Here is a 25,456-nt window from a genome sequence, read left to right as displayed (position 1 = left end):
GCATAAAAATCATACAGTAAGATGCCTTTCAAAGCGGCGTGCCGTTTCTTCATCGGCCTTCCCATCGTCAATAACCGTTCCCCTGTCGATCACATAAAGGTAGTCAGCACATGTTAACGCATTTTCCAGACTGTGCTCGACTAACATAACAGAAATGTCCTTTTTTCTGGCAATTTCCACGATAACTTGTCTGATTAGTTCGACAATTGACGGCTGGATTCCTTCCATTGGTTCATCAAGTAAAATAATTTTTGGATTTCCCATCAGCGCTCTGGCAATTGCAAGCTGCTGCTGCTGCCCTCCGCTTAAATCGCCGCCTTTGCGGTCAAGCATCTCCTTTAAAACGGGAAACCACTGAAAAATTTCTTCCTTGATCTGCCCCGTCCTCTTTTTCTTCGGAAGCGGCTCCTCCCCGAGCAGCAGGTTGTCACGAACGGTTAAGGAGGAAAAGATATCTCTTCCCTGCGGAACGTACGCAATCCCCGCTCTTGCCCGTGTTTCCGCCTTTTCGTTTTGAACAAACGTTTGATTAAAACAAATATCCCCCTGTTTAGCCGGAAGCAGGCCTATGATTGTTTTCAGCAAAGTGGATTTGCCAACTCCGTTTCGGCCTAATACAGCGACAATCTGCCCCGGACGAACCATCATGCTGAGGCTGTGCAAAACCATCGATTGATCGTAACCGGACGTTACATTGCTGACGGTAATCATGACACACTTCTCCTTCCTAAATACACCGCTGCCACCTCTTCATTGCTTGTGATGTCATCCATCGACCCTTCACAAAGCACTTTGCCTTCATGCATGACCGTGACTTTTCTTGAAAACGAACGCACAAAATCCATATCGTGCTCGACAATCAGAACAGAGCACGTTTTCGCGATCTCTTCAAGCAAGGCTCCTGTTTTTTCCCGCTCCTTTCCCGTCATGCCGGCAATCGGTTCATCCAGCAGCAAAAGCTTTGGCTCCATGGCGAGCTGCATGCCGATTTCAAGCCATTGCTTCTGTCCGTGTGACAGGCTGCCGGCTGTTAGATCCCGTTTGTCATCTAACCCTATCAGCCTCAGGATGTCTATCATCTTGTCACTTTGCTCTTTTGTCATACGCGCTGTCAGCAATGAAAGAATCGTTTTTTTCTGTTTCATGGCAAGTTCGAGGTTTTCAAACACTGTCAGCCGCGTAAAGACACTCGGGGCCTGAAACTTTCTGGCGACCCCCAGTTTCGCGATCTGATATTCCCGAGTCTTTGTCAATTCATCCACTTCCTGAAAAAGAACTTCACCCGAATGCGGCTTTGTTTTTCCGCAAATGATGTCCAGCAAAGTCGTTTTTCCGGCGCCGTTCGGCCCAATCAGAAAATGGATATCACGTTCCTGCACACTGATATCAGCGCCCCGCAAAGCCCAAAACCCGTCAAACTTAACCTTCACGTCACGGCAGGTAAGTATCGGTTTCATAAGCAGCCGCTCCTTTCTTTTTTGAGGAGGAAAGCTGGTTTATAAGCTTCTCGAACAGCCCGACAATCCCTTTTGGCATATAGAGCACGACGATGATAAACAGTGCGCCGAGGAAGTACAGCCAAATGTCAGGATAATATTCGCTTAAATAGCTTTTCATTCCGTTCGTTAGAAGTGCGCCAAGCACCGCCCCGAAAATGGAGTGCCTGCCGCCGATCGCCACCCACAGCACCATTTCCACCGAAGGAATGATGCCCATCATTTCCGGCGAGATCATCCCGTCCTGAAGCACAAACAGCATCCCGGCAATCCCGGCCATCGCAGCGGATACACTGTAAATAAACACTTTAAAAACGGTGGAATGATACCCGAAAAAACGGACTCTGTTTTCTCCGTCGCGCACCGCCTGCAATAGCCGCCCAAAACGGCTTCTCGTCAGAAACAAAGCGAGCACGACAGAAGCACCGAGGAAAAAGAGTGCCGTAAAATACAAAATCCGCTTCATTGCGGGATCGGCCAGAGAATACTGGAAAATGGAATAGAAATTCGTGAGGCCATTCGTGCCGCCTGTAATTCCCTGGCTGCCGATGAACAATGTGACAACCACCACAACAACAGCCTGAGAGATCAACGAAAAATAAACGCCCTTTATGTTGTTGCGGAAGGTAAAGTAACCGAGTAAAAAGGCCAGAAAGACAGGCACAGTGACTGCCGCGGCAATCGCAGCTAAAGGGTTCCTGAACATTGCCCAGATCCACGGCAGTTCAGTGACCCCTGTCCACTCCATAAAGTCAGGAATGCCTGACGGCGAGGCTTCTATTTTTAAATACATAGCCATGCAGTAAGCACCCAATCCGAAAAAGACGCCATGTCCCAAACTCAAAATGCCTGTATATCCCCAAATCAGGCAAATGCCGACCGCTACAATCGCAAAGCACAAAAACTTTGCCAACAGCCCTAATCGAAACTCCTGCAGCAAGAACGGAGCGGCGATAAGAAGAGCAAACATCACTAGATACGGACTGAATTGTGAAAACCGCTTCATCCGGTTCCCTCCTAATCAAGTAATCTCGTTCTGACACTCGCAAGACCTGAAGGCCGCCATTGCAGAAAGAGAATAATAAATGCAAACACGACAACCTTGGCAATCGTAGCACTTGTGGAATACTCAACGAATGTGCTCAGCAAACCGACGGTCACCGCGCCTATAATGGTGCCTTTCAATTTTCCGATTCCTCCTAAAATAACGATCATGAAAGCATCGACGAGGTAAGATGAACCGAGAGTAGGCCCAATTGAGCCAAGCAATGTGAGTGAACTCCCCGCGATACCGGCCAGTCCGCTTCCGAGAGCGAAAGCAAGTGTATCTGTTTTTCTCACAGATACACCGAGACACGATGCCATGCTCCGATTTAGCGTGACAGCCTGCATCCGCCGCCCCGCAGAGGTTTTAAACAAATAGAATCCGAGCAGCGTAAGCGTAAATAGTACAAGCGCCAAAATAAACAGCCTTTTATACGGAAAGGTGACGGAAAACAGCGTCACTCCTCCCGTCAGCCACTCAGGAGACTTGACGGCCACATTCGGCGCGCCAAAAATCGATCGGGCCGCCTGCTGCAGAATCAAGCTCACTCCCCACGTCGCCAAAAGGCTGTCGAGCGGACGGTCATATAATCGCCTGACGATCACTTTTTCAATGACAATCCCAATAAGCGCCGCAACCGCAAACGCCATGATGATTGCGATTAAAAAATAGTAAGAAAACAGGGAAGCCGGCAAATAGCTGATAAATAGCTGCTGAACGACATATGTCGTGTAGGCTCCTGCCATAATCAGCTCACCGTGCGCCATATTAATAATGTTCATCAAACCGAATGTAACGGCCAACCCAATCGCAATGAGAATCAAAATAGAACCGAGACTGATCCCGTTAAATAATTGAGTCATGACGACAGACATGTTCCGCCTCCTCTCCCGCAAACGGCTTTGATTTATTTAGATAACCCCTTTGCCCAATCGTACGATTTTAAATACGGATCAGGTTTTACCGGATCACCTGAGTTCCATACTTCTTTAAACTGTCCATCCCCCGTGATTTGCCCGATTCTGACCGTTTTGTACAGATGCTGTGTATCTCCGTCAATTTTCACTGTGCCGCCCGGGGCATTGAATGCAATCCCGTCAGCCGCTTTCTTCACCTTATCGATATCAAAGGACTTCGCTTTTTCAACAGCAGCTGCCCAAAGATAGACCGCATTATAGCCAGCTTCAATCGGGTCGCTCGTCACCCTGTTATCGCCGTTCATCTTTTTATAGTTCTTCACGAATGTTTGATTTTCGCTCGTATTGGTTGTCTGAAAGTAATTCCACACCGCATAATGTCCTTTTAGCACATCAGGGCCGATCCCCCGAATTTCTTCCTCAGCGACACTTGCCGACATGACAGGCATATCGTCAGCCGAGATGCCCGCATCTTTCAGCTGTTTGAAAAACGCCACGTTGCTGTCGCCGTTTAATGTATTAAAAATGACATCAGGCTGTTTTTCTTTGATTTTGCTGACGAGCGTACTGTAATTCGTGTGGCCGAGCGGCGTATACTCTTCACCGGCAATTTCTCCTCCGGCCGCTTTCACCTGCGCTTTAATGATTTTATTGGCTGTTCTCGGGAACACGTAATCTGATCCGATCAGAAAGAACTTCTTACCTTTATTCTTCAGCAGCCAATCAACAGCCGGAACAATTTGCTGATTCGTCGTTGCTCCGGTATAAAAAATATGAGGTGATGACTCCATTCCCTCGTACTGCACCGGATAGAACAGCAGCCCGTTGTTTTGCTCCACAACCGGAAGCATAGCTTTGCGGCTCGCTGATGTCCATCCGCCAAAAATAGCAGCGGCTTTATCCTGCTGAAGCAGTTTTCTCATTTTTTCCGCATAAACAGGCCAGTCTGAAGCGCCGTCTTCCACGACGGGTTCAAGCTTTTTGCCGAGAACTCCGCCTTTTTGGTTGATTTCTTGAATCGCCATTAACTCCGCATCATGGACGGACACTTCGCTGATCGCCATAGTCCCGCTTAACGAGTGAAGAATCCCAACCTTCACTGAATCACCGCTTGTGTCGATATCAACTGTTTTTTTCGCATCCCCGCTGGCTTCCGACACTTTCTTCGGCGCAGCGCATCCCGTCATCAGAACCATGAGCAGAAACAACAGAAAAACAGCCTGTATTCCAACCCCTTTGTTTTTCATTCAAAACCTCCCTTTGTGTGATTCCACCAACTTATGTAATAAAAGTTAACATCTCATGTCATCATTATATAGAAGAGGGCCAATAATTCAAAGAATATTTTAAAAATTTAGACACTTTAACCAAATCGATTGCTTTTTTTGTTACATTTATTAACACATCCAAACAAGCCCCACAAAAAAGGCAAGAAACATATCGTTTCCCGCCTCTTCCGCATGATTAATCTTTATTGAATTTATCCTTCGCTTCCCCGATATCCTTTTGGATCTCGCCTTTTGCCTTATCTTTTTTGCCTTCAGCCTGCATATCCGCTTTATCGGTCATATCTCCGACTTTATCCTTCGCTTCTCCTTTGGCTTTATTGAAGCCGCCTTTCATTTTATCTTTTACACTATCGTTACCCATGTTGATTCTCTCCCTTCATATCTGTGTACTTGTTACCTTCCCGATCTAAGAGGGGGTAAACATTTGAATGTTAATTATCGATCTCATAGCGCTCTCCGTAGCGAAGCACCTTATAAATCGCCAGCCCGTCTGATGTCTTTTTCTCAGAATATCGAACCGGCAGCAGGGCGAAGAACACATAATACGTAGAAAAATAGACAAACTGATAGAAAAACAAATTCGGTTTTAATACACTGTGTATAATCAGCAAATTGACCGCGAAAATCGTTATCAGGTTAAACAGGCTGCCCCCGGCATACACGAGTGCATGTGAGAACCGATTGTCGGTTTTCAGCTCACCAAACCTGCAAAAAGAATCGATGAAATAAATCGCTCTGATCCGTATCGGCCCAACCTTAAACAGCGTTTTGCCCATCCCAATATCCAATGATCCTTTTCCGCCAAAAATTAAAGCCATAAAGCTGTGCCCTGAAACATGTATGATCTGTACAAGCGGCAGAACAATGAGGAAAGACCATAAAAACTTCACAATATCATTGAAACCAAACATCGAATTCCCCCTCACGCTTGTCAATGACTCAGGCACCATCTGAACCCGGCCATGTCAAGTTGTTCAAAAGCATATGTAGCGATTTTTCCTGTTTCGTCCGGAAATAAACGTTCCGATACTCCCCTTTTTTTGTATATAAAAAAACCATCTGGCAGCAGATGGTTTCGTCTTACACTTGATATAAACAGTCGTTCCTTTGGATCATCTCTCTCATGCTGACCGCTTTTTCATAAAAATACACCGCTTCTTTGTAATGTTCGCGATGACTGAAATAGGCGGCAGCATCCAAAGCGAATTCTTCAATATATACATACAGGGCTTTTTCTTCCATATAGTCAAATACTTCATGAATCATATCCACATTGACACATTCCACATATAAAGCCTGCAGAAATTTATATTTTGCCAGACTGAAGAAATCGTTTCGTTTTTGAGCGATGGCAATCCCTTTTTCATAGTACCGCATCGCAGCTTGGGCATCTTCTTTTTTGAAAAGAACGCGAGTCAGGCTGAAGAGCGCTTTCGGAAGCTGTTCCAGCTGATGCTCCTCAAAGACAGGCAGCGCTTTTTCAAAGAATGCCGCAGCTTGATCCAGCTCGCCTTTATCGTCATAGCAATTCCCCATATTGTAGAGGGCAGATCCGATCAAACGGGGCTGTCCTTCCAATAAAGCCAGGCGATACGCGTCATCCAAATGCTCAAGCGCCTTTTCATAATTTCTGTAGTCAATGTAGTTTCCTGATATCACGAAATGGCATTGAATTCTTCTGACTCTGTAAAAATCGTGATCCTTGTATGTCTCAAGCGCCTGTATGGCATGGTTCATGGAAAAGTGTGTCTGCTTCATGACATAAAAAACTTCAGCCACTTTAAAATGATATTCCGCTCTTTCAATTTCATCTTCCACAAACGCAAGCATCTTTTCAGCTTTCCGATAAAAGGATATGGCTGAAATATAATTGTTCTGTTCAAATTCGTACATTCCCCTGAACAAGTGAAAATAATACTCAGATAACCCGGAGATGCTGTTCTGATTGCTTTCCAGCGTTTTGATCAATTCACGATATTGAAGCTGAGATTCCTCGTGCAGGTCAGGTTTTACATAATCCAGCATAATTTGGTGACGGTAACTGATCAGCTGGTAATACAGCAGAAGCAGCTGATCCTCTTCCATATGTTCGATGTTCTGATCAATCTCTTTCTTCAGCTTAACGGCATCAGCCACTTGAAATGCTAAAATGTGCTTATACCACTTATTGATTTTCACTCCTACTTGAGATGACGGGATCTCGTACGCGGCCATGCCCCTCCAACCCTTTCTATTTTCTAATTGGTTATATTTTATCATAATGTATGGCATTGGAATTAAAAATTCTTACAATGATTCCTTCTTTATGCCTATCCTTATATATTTCGGTGTTTGTAACTATTTTTTGCCCTTGGACTCTTATAAAAAAAGCTTACCGGACAGTGCCGATAAGCTTTTTACATGAAATTTAGCCGCCAATATAAGACATTTCCACTTTCTTTTTGCCTAATGCTTTTGATAGAGTACGATCGACCGAATACTGATCGATCCGATTTTTCCATACTGTGCCGATCATCTCCGCCAGTTCGTCATCACTTAACTCCTGCCGCACCGGCGCTCTGAGGTCGAACCCGCCTGCAGCGAATAAGCAGGTAAACAGCTCCCCTCTCGCAGAAAGACGGGCCCTGTTGCATGATCCGCAGAACGCGTCAGATACAGATGATATGACGCCGATTTCCCCTGATCCGTCCAAGTAGCGGAATCTGGAAGCCACTTCGCCTATATAATTAGGCGCTATCGGTTCAACCGGCATGTGTTCATTGATCAAATCAATGATTTCCGCTTTTGTCATAACATCCTTCTTTTCCCATTGGTTGGTGTTCCCAACATCCATAAATTCGATGAATCTCAGGATATGCCCTTTTTCTTTAAAATAACGCGCCATAGGCATTATATCTTTTTCATTGACGCCCTTTTGGACGACCATGTTGATTTTAACACCGAGCCCCGCTTGCTTCGCCGCTTCAATGCCTTCAAGCACCTTGCTGACAGAAACCCCGCGCCCGTTTATCTTTTTAAACCGCTCGTCCTCTAAGGAATCAAGGCTGATCGTGACCCTTTTCAGCCCGGCTTCCTTGAGCCTCTCCGCATAAACAGGCAGCAGTGATCCATTTGTCGTCATCGCAATATCACGGACACCCGGAATACGGGCCAGTTTTTTGATTAATTCGGGCATATCCTTTCTCATAAGGGGCTCTCCGCCGGTTAAGCGGATTTTTTCAACGCCGAACCTTGTGACAAACAGCGTCGCAAGCCGTTCCAGCTCCTCAAATGAAAGCAGCTCCTCTTTCTTTAAAAAAGGATAATCCGGGCCGAATAATTCGGCGGGCATACAGTACGTGCATCGGAAGTTGCAGCGGTCTGTAACAGAAATGCGAAGGTCTCTCAGCGGCCTGTTCCTTTTATCCAACATCTGACGCGATTCTGTATTCATAGCTACAGCCCCTTCCTATCCCCCGATTCTCTCAGGGTGTGTATATACATTAAATGATCCGTTCCTGACAAATCCGATCGCTGTGATATTTAATTCTTCCGCCATTTGAATCGCAAGCTCCGTTGGGGCCGATTTGGAAATCACAAACGACACGCCGATTTTTGCCGCTTTTAACAGGACTTCTGATGAGATTCTGCCGCTAAACACAATCAGTTTGTCGCGGACAGATATCCCGTTCAGCAGGCAGTGTCCGTATAATTTATCAAGCGCATTGTGCCGGCCGATATCTGCGCGCATCAAGAGCAGCTTCTCTGTGTCGCAAAGCGCCGCATTGTGGACGCCTCCCGTATCCTGAAACGTTTCGCTCCCTTTCTGTAAATCTTTCATAAGCGCCAGACATGCTTCAGGCGATATTTTCATTTGGCTGACAGCCGTTTTTGCGGTTTTGACATCCTGCTGAAAATAAAAATGACGGCCCTTTCCACAGCATGAGCCGATCACCCGTTTTGTATAATCCTTTTGATCCAATGCCTCAGGATGAATGAGATCGACATAAACAAAACCGAGACTTTCATCTATTGTAAACCTTTTAATCTCTTTTTGAAATCGTATAACACCCTCTGATGCGAGAAATCCGATGACAAGCTCTTTGATATGCTCCGGCGTACAAACGAGTGTCACAAATTCACTCCCGTTCAGTATCACTGTCAAAGGATATTCCGTCACTATCCGGTCTTCAATTTTGCTTATTTCCCCTTGTTCATAGCGCCATACATCCCTGACCGCAGTTACTTTATCGTTCAATTTCTCTTCCCCTCCGCAATGTTCCCTGCCTTTATATTTTTTCATACTCCCCGGATTTTGTCGAATTCTGAGACATAAAAAGAGCCCTCTATATAAAGGGCTTTCACAGGATGTGATGACGGCGGTGTATAGGCAGGACGCCTAAGCATTTAGCCGCCGTTCGTTTCATAACACGTGAGCACCGAGGTGCATTGACAATAATGCGGGGTTTGTCGACACGCTGAGAGCCCTCTATATAAAGGGCTCTATGTTTGATTATGCTGATTCTTTTTCACGATCACAAACAGCACAACAGCTGCGATCAAGGTGAGAATGCTGACAAAAAAGAAGGCTGCCAGTTTTAGAAAAACACCGAGCAAGACAAACGCCACGGCGGCTATAAGAAAAATCATTCCTAATAATCTCATATGTTCAACCCCTTTTAAGGGTATCTTTCCCGCACAGATCGTTTTTAAACCAATAGAAAAAGGCGCCTGGGGGAGCGCCTTCATACAAGCGATTACTCAGTAAATTTTTGTGCTTCTTTTTCCCAAGTCTGTTCGAACTCATCCGCGCTGTTCGCTGAAATATATTCTCCGCCGCCAGCAACAGCCGCCTGTTTCATCTCTTCGTTTCCTTTCACATCAAAGTTAAATCCGATAATGTTTACAATCGTATCCACATTCGCTTCACGAAGCTTTTCAATTTCAGCCGCTGGATCTCCGCCGCACGTTTCTTCACCGTCAGTGATTAAATACACCACGTTTTTTCCGTCTGCGTCGAATGCTTCAAGTTCTTTTCTTGTATCTGAAAGTGCTTTGGCAATCGGTGTCCAGCCAGTAGGCTTGATCTCGCTCAATGAATTGTCAAACAGTGATCCTTCATATGGATGAAGGCCGTAAATGGTTTCCGTCGTGCTGCATGAAAGAGCTTTACCGGACAGTTTATTGTTTCCAGCATGTCCGAAAACGCGAAGCATGAGATTTGTATCCTTCGGAAGCAGCTCGGCAAAAGACTTGACGGAATTTTTGGCAATATCTATTTTGCGCTCTCCTCCTGTTTTTTGAACCATGCTTCCGCTTCCGTCAAACAAAACAGCCACATTTGTGTCCGCCTGTTTCTCAGCGGCAAAAGACGGGGAGGCAAAGGAGACAGTCAGCAATCCAATGATACCGGCAGCCAGCAATTTTTTCACGTTTAATCTTCCTTTCTTTATCATATTTTCCAACTTTATGTTGGATTATCCTTTATGCTAGAATATGAAAATACAAAAAGATATAGGGCAAGCTGCCTTTTGTACCGCTTTCACTTTCTGTACAAAATCGCTTGATATGCCGGTGATTTTTAGCTATTTTCGCCCATAAAGTATATACAGACTGTAACACCATTCATTCTTTTTTCTCCTTGGTCAAGACAGAGAAACGGAAATCTGCTACTATGCTACAGGCTGACAGCGAATCACTTTTGAACATTTTGTTACATACAAAAAAGAGGCTGACCATTATCAGCCTCTCTTTTTTTCTTATTCAGATAACATCAATGATTGCTGAGTGAAGATTTTCTCAACATCTTTTTGAGTATACGCAGGGAAGTATTCACCGCCGCCTACTTTCGCAATCGCGTTCAGCTGGCCTTTGTATCCCTCTTTATAATCAAAACCGATCACATTAACAGTGATATTGTCTTTGTGCAGTTCTTTTGCTGTTTTAATCGGATTTCCTCCGCACGTTTCCTCACCGTCTGTCAGCAGATACACTACTTTTTCTCCTTTAGTATCAAGCTGATCAAAAGAAGATTTCGCCTCGTTCAGCGCTTTGGAAATTGGCGTCCAGCCAGTCGGCCCGATTGCATTAAGAGAATTGAGGAAGCTTTGTTCGTTAAAGCTTTGGAAGCCGTATACGTTGCGGATAGATTCACATGACTGAACCTTTCCGGAGTTTTTATTGTTTCCTTCTGAACCAAACACGCTCATTTTCACCTGAGTGCCTTCCGGCAGTGAGCTTGCAAACTTTGAAATTTCTTTTTTAGCTGAATTAAATTTAGATACACTGTCTATTCTTTTCGCCATACTTCCGCTGGCATCAAGCAAAACTGCCACGTTTGCCGGAGCTTCCGCCTCCGCTTCTTTCTTTTCAGCTGCAAAAGCAGGTGAGGTTAATCCAAATAACAAGCCTGTCATCATGATCAGTGAAAATCTTTTCTTCATGCTCGTACCCCTTTACAAGTTTGTTTCTGCGTGCAGATGTTCAACGCTGAACATCATTAATCGTAATCGACAAAAACAGAGAAATAAATAGGGCGGGCTTCCCCATTGCTGTTGTTTACTTTTGCATAGAAACCTTTGTTTTTATTAGTGATTTCCGCCTAACACTATTAAGAAAAAAGAAGATTGTCGGCCTTTCGGCTTTCGTTATATGAGTCTGTCGAAGTCTGTCGATATATGTGGATTACTTTACCACAATCTCAAAGTGAGCAATCAGGAAAAAGGAACTGATTCCCTTGTCGCCCTAAAGGCTGTCAGGAGCTTCTCTAAACCATTTCAACCGCTCTTAGATAAAAGACATTTAAGAACAGAAAAAGACGCTCAATGAGCGTCTTTTTCTACTTCTTCGCCATATATTTATTCAAAAACGAATCTGCTTCAGAAATTTGTGTACCTTGGTAATAGTACTTCACAATGTCATCAACCGTTTTTCCTTCTTTCGCCATAAAATTCGCGCCATATTGGCTCATCCCGACACCGTGGCCAAATCCTCTCGTCGTGACTGTAATCGAGTCTCCGCTTCGCTTCCATTCAAAATCGGCTGAATTGAGGCCCAGTTTTTCGCGTATGTCTCTTCCTTTCAGCGTCTTGCCGTTAATAACAGCCGTTGCGACCTGGCGGCCCGGTGTTTCTCCGGTAATCTGTCCGACTGTGCCAGACCCATCCAGCTTGACGCCAAGCTTTTGTTCAAATTCTGAGGCTGTAAAGGTTTTCGTTGCCTTATATTTCGGAGACTTTTTATCCCAAGCGCTTTTGACGCTTTTTAAATATGGTATGGCACTTGTCCAATAGGCTTCAGCATTTTCTGTGTAGCCGTTGCTTGTGGAGAAAAAGGAGGCTTCAATCGGCTGGTTGTTGTACGTTAGGATTTTGCCTTGCGTGCTGGCAACCGCATCTGTGATTTTCTTCAAATCCTGCTCGTAGCTCGCGCCCCACTGTTTTTTCAGCTCCGCTTTGCTTTTATACACCTGAAACATCTGTGTATCATCCACCAGTGAGCCTTTAGGAGCCTCTACCGCTGAATTTGAGACCATCAGTCTGACAATAAACGTTCTGGCGGCGAGAGCCTGAGCTTTCAGCGCTTCAGATTCAAAGGTTGCCGGCATTTCGGAGGCGACGACTCCAATCACATACTCTTCAAGCGGAATGTTTTCTACGGATTGATTTGCGGTTCGATAGACGGGAATAGAAACAGGCGATGCTTTCAACGTTTCCGCTCCTTTTGATGCCGGTTTCGTGCTGACTGCTGTCTTTCCTGATTCTACACTGGCCCCCGCCTCTTTGTTATGCTGGAACGGTATGACCAAGAGTGTGGGAACCAAGAGAATCAATGCACATAGTACAGATAGTGTGATTACGAATTGTTTCATATTCAGCTGCCTCCTGCTCGGAATTCGACTCTAGTCTAGTCTATGGGCAGGGACAAGCTAATATGACTCTCGTTTTGGACAGAAACTTTATTTGTCATTTACGTATTCTTTTTTGCTATTTTGCGCATAATGATGATAATACACGAAAAATAAAAAACCAGTATGCCAAAGTGACATACTGGTTTTTAGGTAAGTTTATGCGTTTAAGTCAGAAACGACTTCTTTGTTCTCTTGCTCAGAAGCAGACTCATCATTTACACGTTCGATGTCTGCGCCAATACCTTCAAGCTTCTTATGGAAATCAACGTAACCGCGGTCTAAGTGCTTCAGTTCAGTAACACGCGTATGACCTTCAGCCACTAACCCCGCAAGAATCAGCGCTGCACCTGCACGCAAGTCAGTCGCTGCAACTTCAGCTCCCTGAAGCTGTACAGGACCGTTAATGATGACAGAACGTCCTTCAATCTTGATATCACCATTCATACGGCGGAATTCTTCCGCATGCATAAAACGGTTTTCAAAAACAGTTTCTGTAATCATGCTTGTGCCGCTTGCACGAAGCAGAAGCGCCATCATTTGTGACTGCATATCAGTCGGGAAGCCCGGATGAGGCATCGTTTTAATGTCAATCGGTTTGAGTTCTTTCGGGCCGATGACACGCAGGCCTTCACCTTCATCCTTAATCGTTACACCCATCTCTTCCATTTTTGCAATTAAAGAGGTGAGGTGTTCAGGAACCGCTCCTTTAACTAATACGTTTCCTTCAGTGATTGCAGCAGCAACCATAAATGTGCCCGCTTCAATGCGGTCAGGAATAATATGGTGTTTTACGCCGTAAAGCTTTTCGACACCTTCAATTTTGATGGTGCCGGTGCCAGCTCCGCGGATTTTTCCGCCCATGCCGTTGATATAGTTTGCTAAATCAACGATTTCGGGTTCTTTCGCCACGTTCTCCAGCGTTGTTGTTCCATCAGCCAGAGCGGATGCCATAATCAGATTCTCTGTAGCTCCTACACTTGGGAAGTCCAGATAGATTTTTGCGCCTTGCAGACGGCCGTTTACTTCAGCTTCGATGAAGCCGTTGCCGACTTTGATTTCTGCGCCCATTGCTTCAAAACCTTTTAAATGCTGATCGATCGGTCTGGAACCAATTGCGCATCCGCCCGGAAGCGCAACTCTTGCATGACCTGTACGCGCAAGAAGCGGCCCCATAACAAGCACGGACGCACGCATTTTACGAACATATTCAAAAGGTGCTTCAGTTTGCAAAGCGTATGAAGCATTTACAGTCACTTCATTATTTTCAAAATGCACATCTGCTCCTAAATGACGCAACACTTCGTTAATTGTATATACATCGGAGAGCGTAGGTACATCACAAATTACGCTTTTTTCTTCACTTGCTAATAAAGATGCAGCGATAACAGGTAAAACGGCATTTTTAGCGCCTTCAACTTTGACTGTGCCGTTTAACTTTTGACCGCCGCGGACGATGATTTTTTCCAAGGTATTCCCCTCCGCGTCCCTAAATTCTCTATATTAATATTCAGTCGTAACGATTGGTGTGCCAACCGTAACGGTATGTTTTCCGCCCATTCCTGCACTTCTAAGTGCAATTTGCAAATTCATTTTATGTTTTGAGGTCATGATGGACTCTTTCCACTCATCTGTAAACGCAGAAATAGAAACGAAATTTGGCTCAACTACATGTTCTACAGTTCTTGCTTGAAATTCATTTAATAACTGATTTGCTTTTTTTTGCAAAACAATATTCATATTATCATCTAAATGACCATTTAGACAAGTAAAAATAACTACTTTTTCTTGGAATATCCCGAGTGACTCACGTTCAAACTGTTCATATGTATCATTCCAGCTATTCGGTGTCTCAAGACTCATTTGCTCATATAATAAATACGAAGTTGGGTTGTGTTTTTTGAGGGTTGTGACAAGCTGCAGCCTAAAAGAAGTGCGATTTTTTTTGTCAGTATATGTGCCCATTGCCTTTACGACCTTATCTTCCTGTGCAAGCGCCCAATTATATTGACGATATTTTGTTTTTAAACGTTGCACTTTTTGATAAAATTCTTTTTCGGTCAGCGACATGTTTTGTTTGGCATGCAATGTCCATTTATCTATTGACACATCTTGGCGTTTCATCCCCTCAGCGATTTGCGCTAACGGTGTTAGCTCACTCGCATGAATGGTATGAAAAAAAGCTATGACGAAGCTTAACATCACGGAAATGATAATGGCGCGGCTTACTTGTTTTTTGTACATATTCATCTCTCCCCCTTATCCCCAGTTTTACCGGAGGTGAGAGGCGCCATACGTAAAAATCTTCGTCAAAACTCGAGCTATTCGCTTATACCCCTTCCCCAACCATTCCCGTGATTATGATGTTCAAAACCTATTAAAATAGATAGGGAAGCTGCTGTGAATAATTGAGGTAATCTAAAAAGAAATTTGCAACGGTCGTTCCAATAGCGATTGTCAGCAAAATCATCAGGAGTCTAGCCTGCACAACTTTGCCTTTTTTGATTAACGGATCGATATTGACGGCTTGCAGTGCCCACCAAGTCACCGCTATAAAAATCAAGTGAACGACAATGCCGATTGCAGCCTGCTGTCCCAATACACTCATCTATTCCACTCCTTTCATCCTTTCTCCGCGTTTTTACCCTTTCTTATTATATAAGAAGCACAGATAAAGATGATACCTTTTATACAGAACGGAATAATCAGCCAAATCTAGGGTTAATCCCCGCTTAAAGTACGATTCTCTTACATGGTATACTTTGTTGGAAAGGAGCTGGCAAACGTGAATCATTCTTTTTTTCAGCCTGAAAAGCAATACGGTGAGGATTTGCCAATTTTTGAACAGGAATGGGAAGCAATTGCATTCTATTATGATTATAGACAGTCACAGATTGAAGAACTGAATGAATTGTGTCAGTTTTATAACATTTCTCTTACCTATACGAGAGAAAGCCTTGAAGAGCTTGAAAACCTTTATTTTCAAAGTATACAAGACCTTTTGCTTGCTGATTGGAATCTTCCTATTGAAGAATTCGAGAAAATGATCAGTGTGTATCTTATAGATTGCGTGATTGCCCATCATGAAGATGCGGAATGGATCGTAAAGCCTTACCCGTATACAGACGGCGCTTATACAATGGGCTTTAGAAGACATCTCAAATCATGGCATACAATGAATTGCTGTGATCGTTTATACTTGCGGCATAAAGAGAGTCAGCCGCTGCTTTCGCTGTTTGATTCTCTTATGCGGTCATAAAAAATCCTTCTCATAAAGAGAAGGATTCAGCGTGTCGACAAACCCTTGCATTCGTTGTCAAGCCTGTGCGTTGGTGCTCACGAATTAGGACATTCGCTCCGCTCCAATGCTCGCCTTTCCTAGACTTCAAGGGTTTTCAACCACGCTGAAAAGATGACAAAATCCTTCTCATAAAGAGAAGGATTTTTTCTATTTCCCTGCTACATCCAATCTGTTCAAAGCCCGCTGTAACGCAAACTCAGCCCGACGAATGTCAGTATCACCTGATTGAGAATTCAAACGCTCCTGCGCCCGCTGGCGTGCAGCTTCAGCGCGCTCTTTATCGATGCCTTCCGCTGTCTCCGCAGTTTGGGCAAGGATAGTCACATGATCAGGACGGACTTCTACAAACCCGCCGCTGACAGCAACCAATTCAGTCTGTCCGTCTTTTTTCAGACGGACAGCGCCAATTTTAAGAGGAGCCACGGTTGGAATATGACCTGGCAAAATACCGAGATCGCCGCTTTCGGCTCTCACACTCACCATTTCAATATCCGCATCGTATACTGGGCCGTCGGGAGTAACGATATTGACTTTAACGGTCTTCATGCTTTTACCCTCCTAGGACCAGATTAAACTTCTACACCCATTTCTTTTGCTTTCTCAACAACTTCTTCGATACGGCCTACAAGACGGAACGCATCTTCAGGAAGATGGTCGTATTTGCCGGCTAAGATTTCTTTGAAACCTTGAACCGTTTCTTTTACAGGCACGTAAGAACCTTTTTGTCCAGTGAACTGTTCAGCCACGTGGAAGTTTTGAGAAAGGAAGAACTGAATGCGGCGTGCGCGTTGAACGACAAGCTTGTCTTCATCACTCAATTCATCCATACCGAGAATCGCAATGATATCTTGAAGCTCTTTGTAACGCTGAAGCGTTGATTGCACTTCACGGGCAACTGCATAATGCTCTTCTCCGACAATTTCAGGAGCAAGGGCGCGTGATGTAGAAGCCAACGGATCAACCGCGGGGTAAATACCCATTTCTGTTAACTTACGCTCAAGGTTTGTTGTCGCATCCAAGTGAGCGAACGTTGTTGCCGGCGCCGGGTCAGTGTAGTCATCGGCAGGCACGTAGATCGCCTGGATAGATGTAACTGATCCAACGTTTGTAGACGTGATACGCTCTTGAAGCTGACCCATTTCAGTCGCAAGCGTCGGCTGATAACCAACCGCTGAAGGCATACGGCCAAGAAGGGCTGAAACCTCGGAACCCGCTTGTGTGAAACGGAAAATGTTATCGATGAAGAACAGTACGTCCTGTCCTTGTTCATCACGGAAGTGCTCAGCCATTGTAAGGCCTGTCAAAGCAACACGCATACGGGCGCCCGGCGGCTCGTTCATTTGTCCGAATACCATGGCTGTTTTGTTGATTACGCCAGAGTCGCTCATTTCGTAGAACAGGTCGTTCCCTTCACGAGTACGCTCCCCTACACCGGCGAATACAGAGATACCGCCGTGCTCTTGCGCGATGTTGTTGATTAATTCCTGGATTAATACGGTTTTACCTACACCGGCACCGCCGAACAAACCGATCTTACCGCCCTTGATGTATGGAGCAAGCAAGTCAACAACTTTAATACCTGTTTCAAGAATTTCAACTTCTGTTGAAAGCTGATCAAACGAAGGCGCCTGTCTGTGAATCGGATCCTTTTTTGCATCCGCGGAAAGCGGCTCATTCAAATCAATATTTTCTCCGAGTACGTTAAATACACGGCCGAGTGTTACATCACCAACTGGTACTGAGATTGGCGCTCCTGTATCAATAGCTTCCATTCCGCGCTGAACACCGTCCGTAGATGCCATTGCGATTGTACGGACTGTATCATCGCCTAAATGAAGAGCGACCTCAAGCGTTAAATCAATACCTACTTCGTTTTCACTTGCTGGCTGTGAAACTTTAATCGCATTATAAATTTCAGGCAAATGACCGTCTTCAAAACGCACGTCGACGACCGGCCCTAATACCTGGCTAACGCGTCCTTTCTTCATCGCTATCCCTCCTGACAAAATCTTTCTATTCTAAAGCGGCTGCTCCGCCGACAATTTCCGTAATTTCTTGTGTGATGGCTGCTTGGCGAGCGCGGTTGTAAGATAGCGAAAGTGAATCGATAAGTTCCTTCGCGTTGTCTGTCGCGTTTTTCATCGCCGTCATTCTTGCAGCGTGCTCACTTGCTTTACTGTCAAGAAGCGCACCGAAAATTAAGCTTTCCGCGTATTGAGGAAGCAAAACCTCCAGAACCTCCTCTTCAGACGGTTCAAATTCATAAGACGCCGTTCTTTTACCGCCGCCGCTGCCCAAATCAGATAACGGCAGAAGTTTTTTCTCCGTTACTTCTTGAGAAATGGCGCTGACAAAATGGTTATAAACAAGGTGCAATTCATCATACGCACCATCTGTAAACATTTGGATCGTTTGTCGGGCAAGATCCTTAATTTGTGTAAACGTTACTTCATCTCCAAGCCCTGTTAACTCGGAAATGATCGGAATCTCACGTTTCTTAAAGAAATCACGGCCCACTCTTCCGATGACGATCACCGCGTACTCATCCTTAGACTGATGACGTTCTTGCATGGCCTGATAAGCACTTCGTAAAACCGAACTGTTAAAAGCGCCGGCAAGACCGCGGTCAGACGTAATGACTAGGTATGCTGTCTTTTTTACTTCTCTGCTGACAAGCATCGGATGCTTCACGTTGCCGGAAACTCTTCCGACGTTTGACACAACCTCTTGGATCTTATCCATATATGGCACAAATGATTTTGCGTTGTTTTCAGCACGATTCAGCTTAGCCGCAGATACCATCTGCATGGCTTTTGTAATCTGGCTCGTTTTTTTCGTTGACGTGATCCTTGACTTAATATCGCGTAATGAGGCCAAAGATTTCACCACCTTTTCTCTTCATCTGCGTAAAAAGAGAGAAAAAGAGAACCTTTTTCTCTCATCAGCATTCGAGTTAGTTGCTTGGTGCAAATGTGCGTTTGAAGCCTTCGATTGCAGCTTTGAAGTCTTCATCAGCAGGAAGGTTTCCTGTTTTCGCAATTCCATCAAGCAGTTCTTTATGGTTTTGGTCAAGGTACATGTAGTACTCTTCTTCAAAACGTCTGATGTCCGCTACAGGAATATCATCAAGATGTCCTTTTGTCAGCGCATAAAGAATGGCTACTTGCTTTTCAACCGGAAGCGGCTTGTTCAGGTCCTGCTTCAGCACTTCAACTGTACGCGCACCGCGGTTCAGTTTCGCCTGAGTCGCTTGGTCGAGGTCAGATCCGAATTGAGCAAATGCTTCCAGTTCACGGTATGACGCAAGGTCCAGACGCAACGTTCCTGATACTTTTTTCATCGCTTTGATTTGCGCTGAACCGCCGACACGGGATACAGACAATCCGGCGTTGATCGCTGGACGTACGCCTGAGAAGAACAAATCAGATTGCAGGAAGATTTGTCCGTCGGTGATAGAGATAACGTTCGTCGGAATATAGGCAGAGATATCTCCGGCTTGTGTTTCTACGAACGGCAGAGCTGTAATTGATCCTGCGCCTTTCGCGTCGCTAAGCTTTGCTGCACGCTCAAGCAAGCGGGAATGAAGGTAGAATACATCCCCAGGGAACGCTTCACGGCCCGGCGGACGGCGTAGAAGCAAGGACAGCTCACGGTAAGCAGCCGCTTGTTTAGAAAGATCATCGTATACAACAAGAACGTGCTTGCCGTTGTACATAAATTCTTCTGCCATTGTAACCCCTGCATACGGAGCCAGGTACAGAAGCGGTGCCGGCTGTGACGCAGACGCCGTTACAACAATTGTATAATCAAGCGCGCCGTGCTTACGCAATGTTTCTACTACGCCGCGGACTGTTGATTCTTTTTGACCGATCGCAACGTATACGCAGATCATGTCTTGGTCTTTTTGGTTCAGGATCGAGTCGATCGCAACAGAAGTTTTACCTGTTTGACGGTCACCGATGATCAGCTCACGCTGGCCGCGGCCGATTGGGATCAGTGCGTCGATCGCTTTAATACCCGTTTGAAGCGGTTCATGAACGGATTTACGGTCCATAACGCCTGGTGCAGGGCTTTCAATCGGACGTGTTTTGCTTGTGAGGATTGGGCCAAGTCCGTCTACCGGCTGACCTAATGGGTTCACAATACGGCCGATTAGTTCCTCACCGACAGGAACCTCCATGATGCGGCCTGTTCTTTTTACTTCGTCTCCCTCACGGATCTCACTGAAAGGCCCTAAGATAACGATACCTACGTTTGATTCCTCAAGGTTTTGGGCCATACCCAGAACGCCGTTTGAAAATTCGACAAGTTCACCGGCCATACAGTTGTCAAGACCGTGCACACGCGCAATACCGTCACCGACTTGGATGACTGTACCTACGTCTTGAACTTCAATATCAGATTGATAATTTTGTATTTGCTGTTTTATCAGCGTGCTAATCTCTTCAGCTTTGATGCTCACTTAGGTTTCACCCCTTCTATCGATTTTCCCCGGCTAGTTGACGTTCAATGCGCTGAAGCTTTCCGCTTACGCTGCCGTCAAAAATCCGGTTTCCAATGCGGACTTTAATGCCGCCTATTAAATCCGTCTGCACTTCATTTTTGATTCTCAGTGAAGCGACTCCGGCTTTTTGTGCAAACACTTGTGATAATGATGAAATTTCCGTATCCGTCAGCGGTTTCACTGAATATACGATTGCGTCTTCTGTTTGACGGGCCTCATTTGCGAGTTTGATAAACTCATCTGTGAGATCAGGCACAATCGCTGCCCGATGGCGGTCAATCAAAAGAAAAATCGTATTGAGCACGGTCTGTGACAGAGAGCCAAATACATTTTGAATCAACTCTTTTTTCTTCGCAGCCGGCACCTTCGGATGGTTTAACACATCATTAAGCGCTTTTTCATTTTGAAATACTTCTTTTACAACGATTAGCTCTTCTTCTACTTGATTCAGCTGAGCGGACTCATTGGCAATATCAAAAAGAGCTGACGCATATCGTTTAGAGACAGCTGATCCACTCATCGGCTTTCTCCTACCTCTTTAAGATAGTCCTGAATCAATTTCTCTTGAGCCTGTTCATCCAGTTCTTTTTCGATTACTTTCGACGCAATCATGACAGATAGAGACGCTACTTGCTCACGGAGAGCAGAAACCGCCTGTTCTTTCTCCTTCACAATTTCAGTTCTTGCTGCTTCTTTCAGACGTTCAGATTCTGCACGTGCAGCCTGAATAATCTCTTCTTTTTGCTTATCTCCCAGTTTCTTTGCGTTTTCGATAAGAGTTTGGGATTCCTGTCTTGCTTCTTTTAAAAGAACGCGCTGCTCTTCAATCAGCTGCTGCGCTTCTTTATTTTTTTCTTCAGCAGACGTAATTTCTCCAGCGATATGGTCTTCACGCTGTTTCATTATGTTTAATAGCGGCCCTAAAGCGTATTTCTTCAGAAGCGCTAATAAGATTAACATAGCTAACAGTTGGAACAGAATATCTCCGCCGTTAAACGACAATCCTAGTTCAAGTGGTAATTGAGACATCTACTACGGCAACTCCCTTCTGCAGGTTTTTCTTTGCTGATCCAGCAGCCGCACTTGTCTCTTTTCAGCCGGCAAGGCGGGATGCTTATCAGACATAAAGCAATGGCGAAGGTTCTCTTGGAATGATCTTCGCCATTTTTAGTTCATATAAGGCTTTTATGCTTAGCCAAAGAACGCTAAGAATGCGATAACGACAGCGATAATTGGAAGGGCTTCAACTAATGCGATACCCATAAACATAAGAGTTCTAAGTTCTTTACCTGCTTCCGGCTGACGGGCAATCCCCTCTACCGTACGTGAAACAATCAAACCGTTACCAATACCTGCACCAAGTGCGCCTAAACCAATTGCAATTGCAGCTGCTATTAAATTCATGAAAAAGTTCCTCCTTTTAAATGTTATCCGTTTGGATATAATGTTTTAATGATCATGACTGATTTTATGAGACATGTACACCATCGTGAGCATTGTAAAGATAAACGCTTGGATGGCACCTATAAATAAACTGAATGCTTGCCATGCCAGCATCGGCAGAATAGCGCCGATTGTACCGACAAGACCGAGAGCCACGCTTTGCGAATAATGGCTTGTCGCTAAACCCGCAAGCAGGCCGAGAAGAATCTCACCGGCGAAGATGTTACCATAAAGCCGCAATCCGAGAGTCAGTGTATTCGCAAACTCTTCGATAATTTTCATCGGGAACATGAGTGGAACAGGTCTTAAATAGTCTTTGGAATATTCCTTGAGCCCTTTCATCTTCACACCATAGTAGTGGGTTAAAGCGACAACCATCACGGCTAGCGTTAATGTAATGGCAGGGTCGGCTGTCGGAGATTTCCACCAGAGCTCATGTCCGATTGTAATAGAGAACGGCAGCCCCAGCATATTCGACACAAATATGTACATCAGCAATGTGACACCAAGTGCCAAGAAGTTAGCCCCTGTTTTCAAATCCATTGTACTGCCGATAATATTGCGGACGAAATCCACAACCCATTCCATAAAATTCTGGGCTTTTCCGGGACGGATCGAAAGCGTTCTTGTCGTTAATATCGCAATCAATAAAACAATCACACTCGCCACAGTAATCATCAGAATGTTTGTCAGATTAAAAGTAAGACCTAGAAATTCAATAGTTCTGTATTCATGATTCAAAGGGTTTTCACCTCTCTTCCATTGATGAACGTTTAAGCTGGATAATAGAATCTATCATAATGACAGGATATATTGTCATTAATCCAATAATTGTACTTGCCATATGAAAATGCTCGGGATATTTATAGGCGACAGCCACAGCAAGAATCGCATTGCACCACCGCGCTGCGCTCCCCAGAGATCGTATGGACTTTCCTTTCTCAACAGCTCTGTCAAAAGCGTTCATTCTTCTGATGAGCAGTAACAAATTAAACAAACTGAAAACAGTTCCCAGAATAAGGCCTAAAAAAACGGTTTTATACGCTGTTAAACCATAACCCAGTACATACACTGCCAAAATGCATAATAGATATTTTCGTTGTCTGCTAAATGTAAGCTTGGGATCGTCCATCAACTATCTGTCTCCTGATGAAAAAATAATGTATTTCTTAGATACGGCAAAATCAGCGGTTAACCCTAGTAGAAGACCTTTTTTGACCGACAAAACGGGCCTGTTCGAAAAAATCATTCATCCGCAAGCCTTGCAAGGATGCTGTTTCATTCGCTTAAATAAATCCTCATAATACGGGTTTACTGAGAGGATTTATATTGAGGATGAGGACTATAATGAAAGCTATGAAAACCTTCTCATAATACCCTCGTTTAGCATACAATAGCCCCTAACAAGTGTCAATCTGTTTAAAGTTAAAAAACTTTTTATACTGTAAGCCTCCACAGAATGTTCACATTTTCACCTATAATTGTATACAAATTGACCGAATAGCAAATAACTGGATAAAAAAAGAAAACCCCTTTCGGGAGTTTTCTTTTATTTTGTTCCAAACATACGGTCTCCCGCGTCTCCGAGACCGGGAACGATATAACCTTTTTCATTTAATTTTTCATCAAGAGCCGCGATGTAAATATCCACGTCCGCATGATGCTTCTGCAATTCTTCCACACCCTCCGGCGCCGCTACAAGGCACATGAAACGGATATTTTTCGCACCGCGTTTTTTGAGGCTGTGAATCGCTTCTACAGCAGAACCGCCTGTAGCCAGCATCGGGTCAACCACGATGAATTCACGCTCTTCCACGTCAGAAGGAAGCTTGACATAGTATTCCACGGGTTTTAAGGTTTCAGGATCACGGTACAGGCCGACATGTCCCACTTTTGCTGCTGGAATCAGCTTTAAAATGCCGTCAACCATTCCCAATCCCGCTCTGAGGATAGGAACCACTCCAAGTTTTTTTCCTGAGATGACTTTCGATTTCGCAGCCTGAACCGGTGTATTGATATCCACTTCTTCTAAAGGAAGATCGCGGGTAATTTCAAACGCCATAAGAGTGGCTACTTCGTCTACAAGCTCTCTAAAATCTTTCGTACCTGTATTTTCATTCCGTATATATGTCAGCTTATGCTGAATTAAAGGATGATCAAATACATAAACCTTTCCCATACTGTGTTTCAGCTCCTTTTTTATTGTCCCATCAACAATTACACACTTCTATTGATTCTACAAAAAAAGACATTGAGTTTCAAGAACATCGTCAAAAAACCCGCCGGCCATAAGCCGAGCGGGTTTTTAGGATCTTAGTAATCTAATTCTTTATATAAAGGAAATTGATCAGTCAGAGCAGTTATACGCTGTCTTGCTTCTTCAAGTTTTCCTTCATCTTCGTGGTTCTTCAATGCAAGCGCAATGATGGAACCGACTTCATCCAATGCATCTCCGTCAAAACCGCGGCTTGTCACAGCAGCTGTACCAAGACGGATACCGCTTGTCACGAAAGGTTTTTCCGGATCGTATGGAATCGCGTTTTTGTTAGACGTAATACCGATTTCATCAAGCACGTGCTCCGCAACCTTACCTGTCAGTCCGAGAGAACGAAGGTCAACAAGGATCAGGTGGTTGTCAGTTCCGCCTGAAACGAGCTGGATGCCCTCTTTCGTTAACGCTTCAGCCAGACGTTTTGCATTTGAAATGACGTTTTGCGCATATGTTTTGAAATCGTCCTGCAATACTTCGCCGAATGAAACAGCTTTTGCGGCAATAACGTGCATCAGCGGGCCGCCTTGAATTCCAGGGAAGATCGATTTATCAATTTTCTTGCCGAACTCTTCACAGCAAAGGATCATACCGCCGCGAGGTCCGCGAAGTGTTTTATGTGTTGTTGTTGTCACGAAATCAGCGTAAGGAACCGGGTTTGGATGAAGGCCTGCCGCAACAAGTCCTGCGATATGCGCCATATCCACCATGAAGTAAGCGCCGACTTCATCAGCAATTTCACGGAATTTCTTAAAGTCGATTGTACGAGGATACGCACTTGCTCCTGCTACGATAAGCTTCGGCTTATGAGCGAGGGCTTTCTCACGCACGTCATCGTAATCAATATATTGAGTTTCTTTATCTACACCGTACTCAACAAAGTTATATTGAACACCGCTGAAGTTGACTGGACTTCCGTGTGTTAAATGGCCGCCGTGGGAGAGGTTCATCCCAAGTACAGTATCGCCTTGCTCCAAAATCGTGAAGTACACTGCCATGTTTGCTTGTGCGCCTGAATGCGGCTGAACGTTTACATGCTCCGCTCCAAAGATCTCCTTCGCGCGGTCACGAGCGATATCTTCAACGACATCGACGTGCTCACATCCGCCGTAGTAGCGTTTGCCCGGATATCCTTCAGCGTATTTATTTGTCAAAACAGATCCTTGTGCTTCCATAACCGCTTCACTTACAAAGTTCTCAGAAGCAATCAGTTCGATCTTAGTCTGTTGGCGTTCACGCTCATTTTTAATGGCGTTAAACACTTGTTCGTCTTGCGCAGGTAAATGTTTCATCAGCGAGATCCTCTC

General features: G+C 44.7%; 29 protein-coding genes. 1 reads left to right on the top strand and 28 read right to left on the bottom strand.

What is annotated here, in order from left to right:
• Window positions 1–9: 9 nt before the first annotated feature.
• The 17 genes from urtE to ACMX2I_RS02795 form a co-directional block, all read right to left on the bottom strand.
• Window positions 10–711: an urea ABC transporter ATP-binding subunit UrtE gene (urtE, locus tag ACMX2I_RS02875; protein ID WP_414956109.1), complete on the bottom strand. Its 702-nt coding sequence runs from the start codon at window positions 709–711 to the stop codon at window positions 10–12.
• On the bottom strand, window positions 708–1,457 hold the full coding sequence (gene urtD / locus ACMX2I_RS02870) for an urea ABC transporter ATP-binding protein UrtD (RefSeq protein WP_414956108.1): 750 nt from the start codon (window positions 1,455–1,457) through the stop codon (window positions 708–710). Before urtD ends, urtE begins: the two co-directional genes overlap by 4 nt.
• Entirely contained in the window at window positions 1,432–2,502 is a 1,071-nt protein-coding gene (urtC, locus tag ACMX2I_RS02865) for an urea ABC transporter permease subunit UrtC (protein ID WP_253268622.1), read from the bottom strand. The genes urtD and urtC overlap by 26 nt, the downstream gene beginning before the upstream one ends.
• Window positions 2,503–2,513: 11 nt before the next feature.
• Window positions 2,514–3,416, bottom strand: a complete 903-nt coding sequence (gene urtB, locus ACMX2I_RS02860; RefSeq protein WP_394715301.1) for an urea ABC transporter permease subunit UrtB — start codon at window positions 3,414–3,416, stop codon at window positions 2,514–2,516.
• 32 nt (window positions 3,417–3,448) lie between these two features.
• Complete coding sequence (gene urtA, locus ACMX2I_RS02855; RefSeq protein ID WP_394715302.1) at window positions 3,449–4,705, bottom strand: urea ABC transporter substrate-binding protein; 1,257 nt, start codon at window positions 4,703–4,705, stop codon at window positions 3,449–3,451.
• Window positions 4,706–4,922: 217 nt separating this feature from the next.
• Window positions 4,923–5,108 carry a CsbD family protein gene (locus ACMX2I_RS02850; RefSeq protein WP_087992681.1) on the bottom strand — a complete coding sequence of 62 codons (186 nt, stop codon included), beginning with the start codon at window positions 5,106–5,108 and terminating at the stop codon, window positions 4,923–4,925.
• Window positions 5,109–5,178: 70 nt separating this feature from the next.
• On the bottom strand, window positions 5,179–5,658 hold the full coding sequence (locus ACMX2I_RS02845) for a hypothetical protein (RefSeq protein WP_414956107.1): 480 nt from the start codon (window positions 5,656–5,658) through the stop codon (window positions 5,179–5,181).
• 169 nt (window positions 5,659–5,827) lie between these two features.
• Entirely contained in the window at window positions 5,828–6,961 is a 1,134-nt protein-coding gene (locus tag ACMX2I_RS02840; protein ID WP_148962526.1) for a tetratricopeptide repeat protein, read from the bottom strand.
• A gap of 193 nt (window positions 6,962–7,154) precedes the next feature.
• On the bottom strand, window positions 7,155–8,180 hold the full coding sequence (gene moaA, locus ACMX2I_RS02835) for a GTP 3',8-cyclase MoaA (RefSeq protein WP_202327924.1): 1,026 nt from the start codon (window positions 8,178–8,180) through the stop codon (window positions 7,155–7,157).
• Between the two features lie 15 nt (window positions 8,181–8,195).
• Entirely contained in the window at window positions 8,196–8,984 is a 789-nt protein-coding gene (fdhD, locus tag ACMX2I_RS02830) for a formate dehydrogenase accessory sulfurtransferase FdhD (protein ID WP_333561068.1), read from the bottom strand.
• A gap of 245 nt (window positions 8,985–9,229) precedes the next feature.
• On the bottom strand, window positions 9,230–9,391 hold the full coding sequence (locus tag ACMX2I_RS02825; RefSeq protein WP_087992686.1) for a hypothetical protein: 162 nt from the start codon (window positions 9,389–9,391) through the stop codon (window positions 9,230–9,232).
• Between the two features lie 92 nt (window positions 9,392–9,483).
• Window positions 9,484–10,158 carry a vWA domain-containing protein gene (locus tag ACMX2I_RS02820; protein WP_087992687.1) on the bottom strand — a complete coding sequence of 225 codons (675 nt, stop codon included), beginning with the start codon at window positions 10,156–10,158 and terminating at the stop codon, window positions 9,484–9,486.
• A gap of 327 nt (window positions 10,159–10,485) precedes the next feature.
• Window positions 10,486–11,169 carry a vWA domain-containing protein gene (locus ACMX2I_RS02815; RefSeq protein WP_414956106.1) on the bottom strand — a complete coding sequence of 228 codons (684 nt, stop codon included), beginning with the start codon at window positions 11,167–11,169 and terminating at the stop codon, window positions 10,486–10,488.
• A gap of 395 nt (window positions 11,170–11,564) precedes the next feature.
• The gene (spoIID, locus tag ACMX2I_RS02810; RefSeq protein ID WP_414956105.1) at window positions 11,565–12,596 is read right to left on the bottom strand and encodes a stage II sporulation protein D; all 1,032 of its coding nucleotides are present in this window, start codon (window positions 12,594–12,596) and stop codon (window positions 11,565–11,567) included.
• Window positions 12,597–12,791: 195 nt separating this feature from the next.
• On the bottom strand, window positions 12,792–14,102 hold the full coding sequence (gene murA, locus ACMX2I_RS02805; protein ID WP_414956104.1) for a UDP-N-acetylglucosamine 1-carboxyvinyltransferase: 1,311 nt from the start codon (window positions 14,100–14,102) through the stop codon (window positions 12,792–12,794).
• 33 nt (window positions 14,103–14,135) lie between these two features.
• Entirely contained in the window at window positions 14,136–14,876 is a 741-nt protein-coding gene (locus tag ACMX2I_RS02800) for a YwmB family TATA-box binding protein (RefSeq protein WP_414956103.1), read from the bottom strand.
• A gap of 133 nt (window positions 14,877–15,009) precedes the next feature.
• Window positions 15,010–15,240 carry a DUF1146 family protein gene (locus ACMX2I_RS02795; RefSeq protein ID WP_003221879.1) on the bottom strand — a complete coding sequence of 77 codons (231 nt, stop codon included), beginning with the start codon at window positions 15,238–15,240 and terminating at the stop codon, window positions 15,010–15,012.
• A gap of 177 nt (window positions 15,241–15,417) precedes the next feature.
• Between ACMX2I_RS02795 and ACMX2I_RS02790 the strand changes: the two genes are divergently transcribed.
• Entirely contained in the window at window positions 15,418–15,891 is a 474-nt protein-coding gene (locus ACMX2I_RS02790; RefSeq protein WP_414956102.1) for a hypothetical protein, read from the top strand.
• 189 nt (window positions 15,892–16,080) lie between these two features.
• Here the strand turns inward: ACMX2I_RS02790 and ACMX2I_RS02785 are convergent, their stop codons facing one another.
• The 11 genes from ACMX2I_RS02785 to glyA all read right to left on the bottom strand — a co-directional run bounded on the left by ACMX2I_RS02785 (window position 16,081) and on the right by glyA (window position 25,441).
• Window positions 16,081–16,479, bottom strand: a complete 399-nt coding sequence (locus ACMX2I_RS02785; protein ID WP_087992693.1) for a F0F1 ATP synthase subunit epsilon — start codon at window positions 16,477–16,479, stop codon at window positions 16,081–16,083.
• 23 nt (window positions 16,480–16,502) lie between these two features.
• Window positions 16,503–17,921, bottom strand: coding sequence for a F0F1 ATP synthase subunit beta (gene atpD, locus ACMX2I_RS02780; RefSeq protein ID WP_010328918.1), 1,419 nt, complete (start codon window positions 17,919–17,921; stop codon window positions 16,503–16,505).
• 25 nt (window positions 17,922–17,946) lie between these two features.
• Window positions 17,947–18,810, bottom strand: a complete 864-nt coding sequence (gene atpG / locus ACMX2I_RS02775; RefSeq protein WP_148962519.1) for an ATP synthase F1 subunit gamma — start codon at window positions 18,808–18,810, stop codon at window positions 17,947–17,949.
• Between the two features lie 76 nt (window positions 18,811–18,886).
• A complete protein-coding gene (atpA, locus tag ACMX2I_RS02770) occupies window positions 18,887–20,395 on the bottom strand; it encodes a F0F1 ATP synthase subunit alpha (RefSeq protein ID WP_010328920.1) in 1,509 nt (502 codons plus the stop codon).
• Window positions 20,396–20,411: 16 nt separating this feature from the next.
• Window positions 20,412–20,957 carry a F0F1 ATP synthase subunit delta gene (locus ACMX2I_RS02765; protein ID WP_087992695.1) on the bottom strand — a complete coding sequence of 182 codons (546 nt, stop codon included), beginning with the start codon at window positions 20,955–20,957 and terminating at the stop codon, window positions 20,412–20,414.
• Window positions 20,954–21,466 (bottom strand): F0F1 ATP synthase subunit B, encoded by a 513-nt coding sequence (atpF, locus tag ACMX2I_RS02760; RefSeq protein WP_003221894.1) that lies wholly within the window; start codon window positions 21,464–21,466, stop codon window positions 20,954–20,956. Before atpF ends, ACMX2I_RS02765 begins: the two co-directional genes overlap by 4 nt.
• 162 nt (window positions 21,467–21,628) lie before the next feature.
• Window positions 21,629–21,841 (bottom strand): F0F1 ATP synthase subunit C, encoded by a 213-nt coding sequence (gene atpE / locus ACMX2I_RS02755; protein ID WP_003151167.1) that lies wholly within the window; start codon window positions 21,839–21,841, stop codon window positions 21,629–21,631.
• A 45-nt stretch (window positions 21,842–21,886) separates the two neighbouring features.
• Window positions 21,887–22,621: a F0F1 ATP synthase subunit A gene (gene atpB / locus ACMX2I_RS02750; RefSeq protein ID WP_019716028.1), complete on the bottom strand. Its 735-nt coding sequence runs from the start codon at window positions 22,619–22,621 to the stop codon at window positions 21,887–21,889.
• 7 nt (window positions 22,622–22,628) lie between these two features.
• Window positions 22,629–23,012, bottom strand: coding sequence for an ATP synthase subunit I (gene atpI / locus ACMX2I_RS02745; protein ID WP_148962516.1), 384 nt, complete (start codon window positions 23,010–23,012; stop codon window positions 22,629–22,631).
• 417 nt (window positions 23,013–23,429) lie between these two features.
• Entirely contained in the window at window positions 23,430–24,059 is a 630-nt protein-coding gene (gene upp / locus ACMX2I_RS02740; protein WP_087992697.1) for a uracil phosphoribosyltransferase, read from the bottom strand.
• A gap of 134 nt (window positions 24,060–24,193) precedes the next feature.
• Window positions 24,194–25,441, bottom strand: coding sequence for a serine hydroxymethyltransferase (glyA, locus tag ACMX2I_RS02735; RefSeq protein WP_414956101.1), 1,248 nt, complete (start codon window positions 25,439–25,441; stop codon window positions 24,194–24,196).
• Window positions 25,442–25,456: the final 15 nt, after the last annotated feature.

It is taken from the genome of Bacillus sp. SW14, assembly GCF_047608225.1.
GTDB lineage: Bacteria > Bacillota > Bacilli > Bacillales > Bacillaceae > Bacillus > Bacillus subtilis_G.
This window is presented reverse-complemented; position numbering and strand designations above follow the sequence as displayed.